Raw genomic sequence first — 8,497 nt, 5'->3', positions numbered from 1 at the left:
GGGCGGGGGGGGTCGCCGGGGTGTGGTGGGTCGGGGTGGGGGTGGTCGGCGTCGTCGGCGCGGCCGTCAGGGGTGGGGGGGGGGGGGGGCCGCCGCCGTGTTCCGGGGTTCGCCGGGTCAGCCGGCCGGGGTGCCGGCCGCTCCGGTGGCGGTCAGGAGCGCGCCGGCCGTGTTGCGCTGGGTGGCGATCAGCTGGCCGCCGAGGGCCTCCGCGACGCGGTCGCGGTCGCGGGGGTCGACGGTGAAGACCTGGCGTCCGATCAGCTCCGGGTGGGCGGCGCGCTGTTCGGCGGTGAGGGCGGAGGGGAGCAGGCGCAGCCACCGGCCCTCGTCGGTGAGGGCTCCGTCCTCCACGGCGATGCCGCCCTCGGGGCCGTACACGAGCTGCTGGCTGGTGGAGTCGGTGGGCTTGACGTCCCAGACGACGGTGGCGGCGTCGAGCAGGCGCGCCTCGGAGCGGGAGAGGTCGAGGTCGGGGGTGGTGCGGATGCTCGGCAGGACGGGGTCGGTGGCGCCGCCGACGAGCCACGCCTCCTTGCCGTAGGTGCCGAAGTCCAGGGAGCGGTCGGAGGGGAGGTCCTTCTCGTCGCCGCGGTGGACGATGTAGCTGAGCGAGGTGGCGCCGTCGGCGAGCGGGACCTCGTAGACGGCTCCGTAGGCGTCGGTGCGGACGGGGGCGAGGGGCTTGGACCAGTCGGTGGGCCGGGCGGCGCCGGTCCAGGTGTGCAGGCCCCAGCCGGTGTAGTCGCCGTCGGGCCGGTAGTAGTGGATGACGGCCGTGCGCTCGTCCTGCGGCGGGTAGACGCCGTCGGGGACGGTCTCGGCCTGGCCGTCCTTCCCCTGGTCGATCCAGACCTCTCCGGTGCGGTTCAGCTCGATCGTGCGGGCCGGTCCGTCGGGGGTGCCGTCCTTGGTGACGGTGTAGGCCACGGAGGTGGTGCCGGGGGCGACCGGGACCCAGGCGAAGGCGCCGTAGGCGTCGCGGCCGGTGAACGCGGCCCCCTTGCCCTCGGCCTTGAGCGTCCAGCCGTCGTAGGCCCCGTCCGCGCGCCGGTAGTGGACGATCGCGTAGGGGCGTTCGAAGGCGCTGGGCCGGGCGGGAGCGGGCGGCTCGCCGGTGCTGGTGGCGGCGAGGGCGCTCGCGGTGCGGCCCCGGGGGTCGACGACGACGGCCTTGTAGCGGACCGGGGTGCCTTCCGGGACCCCGGCGGGGATGCGGTGGGTGACCTTGTAGGGGGCGTGGTCGGCGCTGCCGAGGGTCTGCCAGCGGCCGTCGCCGACCTGGGCCGCGAAGACCACCCGGTTCAGTTCGCCCGCCCCGGGGGTGGCGGTGACCTCGACGGTGCCGGTGGCGCCGGCCGGGGGCGCGGCGAGGCGCACGGAGGGCGCGGCGCGCGGGGTGTCGAGGGGGCGGTCGGCCTTGAGGACGACCGAGGAGAGCGCCGGGACGGTGAGCGTGATCCGGCGGTCGGCGCCGCTGCGGACCGGGCGGGCGTCGCCGTGGAGCGGGGCGAAGCGGGCGCGGGAGGTGCCGGTGGTGAGGGTGACGGTCTTCGGGGTGGTGGCGTTGTTGACCGCGACGAGGTACTCGGCGCGGCGGCGCGGGTCGATCCGGGAGGTGGCGTGGACGCCCGCGCCGGTGGTGTCGGTGTGGCGCTGGATCTGGACGCCGTCGCGCAGGGCGGGGTGCTCGCGGGTCAGCTTGGACAGGGCCGCGATCGACCGGTAGAGCGGGTGCCTGGTGTCGTAGGCGTCGTCCGCGTGGGTGCGGTCGGTGCCCAGCCGGTCGTCGTCGAGGTAGTCGGCGACCTTCGAGGCGAAGAGCGTCTGGCGGGCGTTCTTGTCGCCGCCCTCGCCCGTGAAGCCCTGCTCGTCGCCCGCGTAGACCACCGGGTTGCCCCGGGAGAGGAACATCAGCTCGTTGGCGAGAACGGCGCGGCGGACGAGTTCGGCGTCGGTCGCGTGCGGGTTGTCCTGCTTGAGGAAGCCGCCTATGCGGCCCATGTCGTGGTTGCCGAGGAAGGTGACCTGCTCGTAGGCGTTCGCCTTGTCGGTGGTGTAGCGGTAGTCCTCGGCGAAGACGTCCGCGAGGGCGGAGGCCGGGCGGCCGAGGGAGGCGACGTCCCGGACGGCCTGCTGGAGGGGGAAGTCGAGCGTGGCGTCGAGCCGGCCCTCGGTGACGTAGGGCGCGGTGACGGACGGGTCGGAGGAGAGGACCTCGCCGAAGATGAGGAAGTCCTCGCGGCCCTGCTTCTTCGCGTACGCGTCGAGGGCGGTGGCCCACTGCGTCCAGAACTCCATGTTGACGTTCTTCACCGTGTCGACGCGGAAGCCGTCGATGTCGAAGTCGCGGACCCACGTCTGGTAGATCTCGGCCAGGCCGCGGACGACCTCGGGGCGTTCGGTCCACAGGTCGTCGAGACCGGTGTGGTCGCCGTAGAGGCCGCTCTCGCCGACGAAGGTGGAGTCGCCGCGGTTGTGGTACATCGTGGGGTTGTTGAGCCAGGCGGGCTTCTTGGCGTTCCGCTCGGTGTCGGGGACGACGGGGGTGTACGGGAGGCCGTCGGCGTCCACGGCGGCCGGGACGCGGCTGTCGTCGAAGGGGCGGCCGGTGGTGTCGAGGTAGGGGTGGGCGCCCTTGCTCCGGTAGGCGTAGCGGTTCTCGCCGGAGCGGACGACGTCGGCGGTGTGGTTGGTGATGACGTCGAAGAAGACCTTCATGCCCTTGGCGTGGGCGGCCCTGATGAGCTTCCTGAGGTCGTCGTTGGTGCCGAAGTGCGGGTCGACCTGGGTGAAGTCGGTGATCCAGTAGCCGTGGTAGCCGGCGCTGGCGTCCTTGCCGACGCCCTGGACGGGCTTGTTCTTGAAGATGGGCGCCATCCAGATGGCGGTGGTGCCGAGGCCCTTGATGTAGTCCAGGCGCTGGGTGAGGCCCTTGAGGTCGCCGCCCTGGTAGAAGCCCTTGTCGGTGGGGTCGAAGCCGGTCTCCAGACGGGTGCCGGTGAGGCCGCCGCGGTCGTTGGACGTGTCGCCGTTGGCGAACCGGTCGGGCAGCACGAAGTAGAACTGCTCGCGGGTGAGGTCGTGGCGGGCGGGCTGGGCGGCGAGCGTCCGGTCCGACGGGGGCTGCGGCGGGGGGCGGTGCCCGGCCGCCGCCGGGGCGGGCCCGGCGACGGCGGTCGCCACGAGGACGACGGCGGTGGCGACGGCGAGCCGGGCGGCCCGGCGCGCGGTCCGGCCGGGGGGCGTCAGGGGGGTCTGGTGCACGTCTGGGTCCCTTCCAGAGGAGCAGTTGTCAGTGCGGGGGCTGCTGGACGCCGGTCGCGCCCAGCAGGGCGCCGTCGGCGGCGCGCTGGGTGGCGATCAGCTGTCCCTCGCGGGCCTCGGCGGCTCGGTCGAGGTCGCGGGGGTCGATCGTGAAGGCCCGCCAGTCGGCGTACGCGGGGTGGGCGGCGCGCTGTTCGGCGGTGAGGGCGGAGGGCAGCAGGCGCAGCCACCGGCCCTCGTCGGAGAGGACGCCGTCGGCGAGGGTGATCCCGCCGGGGCCGTACACGAGCTGCTGGCTGGCGACGCCGGTGCCGCTGCCGCGCCAGACGACGGTGGTGGCGTCGAGCCACACGGCGTCCTGGCGGCCGAGATCGAGCGGGAAGGCCCCGCCGAGGGAGGGCGAGAGGTAGGCGGGGTCGCCGGCGAGGCGCCAGACCTCCTTGCCGTGGAGGGGGAAGACGAGGGCCTCGTCGCCGGGGACGTCCTTCTCCTCCTTCTTGTGGAGGATGTAGCTGAGCGAGCCGGCGCCCGGGGAGAGGTCGACCTCGAAGACGAGGCCGAAGGCGTCCTGCCGGACGGGCCGGATGGGTTCGTTCCACTCGGGCGGGTGGGCGGCGCCGGTCCAGGCGTGCAGGCCCCAGCCCTCGTAGTCGCCGGCGGGCCTGCGGTAGTGGATGACGGCCTTCGTGGCGTCCTGCGGGGCCTGCGCGTCGGCGGGGCGGGTGGCGTCGACGAGGGCGCTGCCCTCGCGGGTCCACACCTCTCCGGCGGCCGTGGCGTCGAGGGCGCGGGCGGGCCCGTCGGGGACGCCGTCCTTCTCCACGGTGAAGGAGAGGGGGGCGCCCTCCTCGGGCGGGGCGATCCAGGCGAAGGCTCCGTAGGCGTCGCGTCCGGCGAACGCCGCGGTGACGCCGCCGGAGCGCAGGAGCAGTCCGTCGTAGTCGCCGTCGGCGCGCCGGTGGTGGACGACGACGTGCTTCCGTTCGGCCTTGGGCCGGGCGGGCGACGGGGTGGCCCCGGCGGTGGTGGCGGCGAGGGCGCTCGCGGTGCGGCCCCGGGGGTCGACGACGACGGCCTTGTAGCGGACCGGGGTGCCCTCCGGGACCCCGGCGGGGATGCGGTGGGTGACCTTGTAGGGGGCGTGGTCGGCGCTGCCGAGGGTCCGCCAGGGGCCGTCGCCGACCTGGGCGGCGAAGACCACCCGGTTCAGCGGGTCGCCGGAGACGGCGGCGCCGATCTCCACGGTGCCGGTGGCGCCGGCCGGGGGCGCGGCGAGGCGCACGGAGGGCGCGGCGGCGGTGCGGGGCAGCGGGGTGCGGGCCCGGAGGACGAGGGTGGAGAGGGCGGGGACGGTGACGGTGACCTTCCCGTCCTTCGCCGTGACGGCGCCCCGGCCCCCGTACAGGGTGCGGAAGGAGGCGGAGTCGACCGGGACGCTCACCGTCTTCGGCTCGGTGGAGCTGTTGGCGGCGACCAGGTACTCGACGCGCTGCCGGGCGTCGGTGCGGGAGGCGGCGTAGACGGAGCCCTCGGCGTAGCGCTCCCGCTGGACGCCGTCGCGCAGGGCGGGGTGCTCACGGGTGAGCTTCGACAGGGCCGCGATCGCCTTGTAGAGCGGATGCGTGGTGTCGTACGCGTCGGTGGCGTGGGTGCGGTCGGTACCCAGCTGGTCGTCGTCCAGGTAGTCGGGCACCTGGGAGGCGAAGAGGGTCTGGCGGGCGTCGGAGTCGCCGCCGGCGCCGGTGAAGCCCTGCTCGTCGCCCGCGTAGACGACGGGGTTGCCGCGCGAGAGGAACATCAGCTCGTTGGCGAGGGTCGCCCGGCGGACCAGTTCGGCGTCGGTCGCGGCCGGGTTGTCCTGCTTGAGGAAGGAGCCGATGCGGCCCATGTCGTGGCTGCCGAGGAAGGTGACCTGCTCGTAGGCGTTCGCCTTGTCCGTGGTGTAGCGGTAGTCCTGGCCGAGGACGTGGGAGAGGTCACCGGCGGGACCGCCGCGCGAGGCGTAGTTGCGCATCGCGGACTGGAGGGGGAAGTCGAGGGTGGCGTCGAGCCGGCCCTCGGTGACGTAGGGCGCGGTGATGGAGGCGTCGGCGGAGAACGCCTCGGCGAACATGAAGAAGTCCTCGCGGCCCTGCTTCTTCGCGTAGGCGTCCAGGGCGGTGGCCCACTGGGTCCAGAACTCCATGTTGACGTTCTTGGCGGTGTCGACGCGGAAGCCGTCGACGCCGAAGTCGCGGACCCAGGTCTCGTAGATCCGCTTCATGCCCTCGACGACCTCGGGGCGCTCGGTCCACAGGTCGTCGTGGCCGAAGAAGTCACCGTAGAGGCCGCTCTCGCCGACGAAGGTGGAGTCGCCCCGGTTGTGGTACATCGTCGGGTCGTTGAGCCAGGCCGGGACCTTCGCCGTGCCGGTGGTGACGGGGGTGTACGGGAAGGAGTCCGCGTCCACCTCGGGCGTCACGACGGCGTCGTCGAAGGGGCGGCCGTCCTCGTCGAGGTACGGGTAGGCGCCCTTGGGGCGGTAGCCGTACTCCTTCTCCGCGTAGTCGACGGTGTCGGCGGTGTGGTTGGTGATGACGTCGAAGAAGACCTTCATGCCCTTGGCGTGGGCGGCCTCGATGAGTTCCTTCAGGTCGTCGTTGGTGCCGAAGTGCGGGTCGACCCGGGTGAAGTCGGTGATCCAGTAGCCGTGGTAGCCGGCCGAGGACTCCTTGCCGCCGTCGCGGGTCTGGACGGGGATGTTGGTGAAGACGGGCGCCATCCAGAGGGCGGTGGTGCCGAGGCCCTTGATGTAGTCCAGCCGCTGCGTGAGGCCCTTGAGGTCGCCGCCCTGGAAGAACTTCTTGTCGGTGGGGTCGTACCCGGTCGCCAGGCGGTCGCCGGTGAGGCCGCCCTCGTCGTTGGCGGGGTCGCCGTTGGCGAACCGGTCGGGCAGCAGCAGGTAGAACTGCTCGCGGGTGAGGTCCTGGCGGGCCGGCTGGGCGGCGAGCGCCCGGTCCGAGGGCGGCGCGGCCCGCTCCGTGGCCAGGGCCGCCGTCGGGGCGGCCGGGACGAGGGCGGTCGCCAGCAGGGCGGCCGCCAGGGACGTGGCGGAGCGCCGGATGAGTCCGGTCACGGATGTACTGCTCCTTCGGAGCGCGTCGGTCGGGGAGGGAGGAGGGGCGCGGGGGGGGCGGTCAGGCGCGCGCGGGGGCGTGCCGGGACGCGTACCAGCGGACCGTGTCGGCGAGGGCGTCGGCGAAGACGGCGCGGGGGCGGTAGCCCAGTTCGCGGCGGATGCGGGTGTCGTCGACCGCGTAGCGCAGGTCGTGGCCCTTGCGGTCGGCGACCCGGGCGATCCGTTCGGGTCCGGCGCCGCAGAGGTCGAGCAGGCGGTGGGTCAGCTCCAGGTTGGTGAGGGCCGTGCCGCCGCCGATGTTGTAGATCCGGCCGGGGCGGCCGCCCGTGCGGACCAGTTCCACGGCGGTCACGTGGTCCTCCACGTGGAGCCAGTCGCGGATCTGCGAGCCGTCGCCGTACAGGGGCACGTCCTGCCCGGACAGCAGGGCGGTGACGAAGCGCGGGACGAGCTTCTCGGGGTGCTGGCGCGGGCCGAAGTTGTTGGAGCAGCGGGTGACGCGGACGTCAAGGCCGTGGGTGGTGTGGTAGGCCAGCGCCATCAGGTCGGCGGCCGCCTTGGAGGCGGCGTACGGGGAGCTGGGGCGCGGCGCGTCGTCCTCGCGGGCGGCGCCGGTGGCGATCGAGCCGTACACCTCGTCGGTGGAGATCTGGACGAAGGTGCGGACGTGGTGCCGGACGGCCGCGTCGAGGAGGGTCTGGGTGCCGAGGACGTTGGTGCGGACGAAGGGCGAACCGTCCGCGATGGACCGGTCGACGTGGGACTCGGCGGCGAAGTGGACGAGGTCGTCGTGGCCGGGCACGAGCCCGTCGACGAGGGCGGGGTCGGCGACGTCGCCGCGGACGAAGCGGAGGCGGGGGTCGTCGAGCACCGGGGCGAGGTGGGCGGTGCTGCCCGCGTAGGTGAGGTCGTCGAGGACCGTCACGGAGACGTCGGGGGGCCCGTCGGGGCCCAGGAGGCGCAGGACGTGGGCCGAGCCGATGAAGCCGGCTCCGCCGGTGACGAGGACGCGTCGGGTCATGGGTGGAGGTGCACCTTGCTGTGGTCGCCCAGCACGAGGCGGTGGGCGTGGGGGTGGCGGGGGGCCGTCACGACGGCGTCCCGCCCGATGAAGGAGCGTTCGATGCGGCCGGCCCGGTCGACGTCGGCGCCGTCGAGGAGGACGGAGCCCTCGATGAAGCTGTCGTGGACCCGGCAGTTGGCGCCGATGGAGGTGTAGGGGCCGATCACGGCGTCGCTGATGACGGAGCCGGGGCCGATGACGACGGGGCCGGTGATGCGGGAGCCCCGGACGACGGCGCCCTCGCCGAGGCGGACGCGGCCCACGACGGCGCTGTCGGGGTCGACCTTGCCGTCGAGCCGGCCGGGCAGGCCGTCGAGGACGTGCCGGTTGGCCTCCAGCATGTCGTCGACGCTGCCGGTGTCGCGCCACACGGAGGTGGTGGTGTCGGCGCGGACGTCGTGTCCGGCCTCGACGAGCCACTGGACGGCGTGGGTGAGTTCCAGTTCGCCCCGGGCCGAGGGCCGGATCGCGGCGACCGCCTCGTGGACGGCGGGCCCGAAGGCGTACACGCCGATGAGGGCGAGGTCGCTGCGCGGGCGGTCGGGCTTCTCCTCGACCCGCAGCACCCGGCCGGCCGGGTCGACCTCGGCGACGCCGAAGGCGCTGGGGTCGGGCACGGCGGTGACGAGCAGTCTGGCCGCGGCGGGTTCGGCGGCGGCGCGGGCGGTGAAACCGGTGACGCCGCCGTCGAGGTAGTTGTCGCCGAGGTGGAGCAGGAAGTCGTCGTCGGCGAGGAAGTCGCGGGCGAGGGCCACCGCGTGGGCCAGTCCGAGCGCCCGGTCCTGGCGGACGTAGGTGACGTCGAGCCCGAAGGCCCGTCCGTCGCCGACGGCGCGGCGGATGTCGTCGGCGTAGGGGCCCACGACGAGTCCGACGTCGTGGACGCCGGCGGCGGCGATGGACTCCAGGGCGTAGAAGAGCACCGGTTTGTTGGCGATCGGCAGGAGCTGCTTGGTCCCGGTGTGGGTGAAGGGGCGCAGTCGGCTGCCGGTCCCACCGGCCAGGACCAGGGCCTTCACATCGGCTGCCTTCGGTCGGGTGCGGCCTTG

At 73.9% G+C, this 8,497-nt stretch carries 2 protein-coding genes and 2 pseudogenes; all 4 read right to left on the bottom strand.

What is annotated here, in order from left to right:
* Positions 1-141: 141 nt before the first annotated feature.
* A pseudogene (locus tag ACFW6A_RS23690) lies at positions 142-3,252 on the bottom strand (alpha-amylase family glycosyl hydrolase); the annotation flags it as partial.
* Positions 3,253-3,310: 58 nt separating this feature from the next.
* Positions 3,311-6,382 (bottom strand): annotated as a pseudogene (locus ACFW6A_RS23685) (alpha-amylase family glycosyl hydrolase); the annotation flags it as partial.
* A 61-nt stretch (positions 6,383-6,443) separates the two neighbouring features.
* Positions 6,444-7,406: a dTDP-glucose 4,6-dehydratase gene (rfbB, locus tag ACFW6A_RS23680; protein WP_386479230.1), complete on the bottom strand. Its 963-nt coding sequence runs from the start codon at positions 7,404-7,406 to the stop codon at positions 6,444-6,446.
* On the bottom strand, positions 7,403-8,467 hold the full coding sequence (locus tag ACFW6A_RS23675; protein WP_351852587.1) for a glucose-1-phosphate thymidylyltransferase: 1,065 nt from the start codon (positions 8,465-8,467) through the stop codon (positions 7,403-7,405). Before ACFW6A_RS23675 ends, rfbB begins: the two co-directional genes overlap by 4 nt.
* Between the last annotated feature and the right edge of the window lie 30 nt (positions 8,468-8,497).

The organism is Streptomyces sp. NPDC058758 (assembly GCF_042746075.1).
In the GTDB taxonomy this organism is placed as follows: domain Bacteria; phylum Actinomycetota; class Actinomycetes; order Streptomycetales; family Streptomycetaceae; genus Streptomyces.
This window is presented reverse-complemented; position numbering and strand designations above follow the sequence as displayed.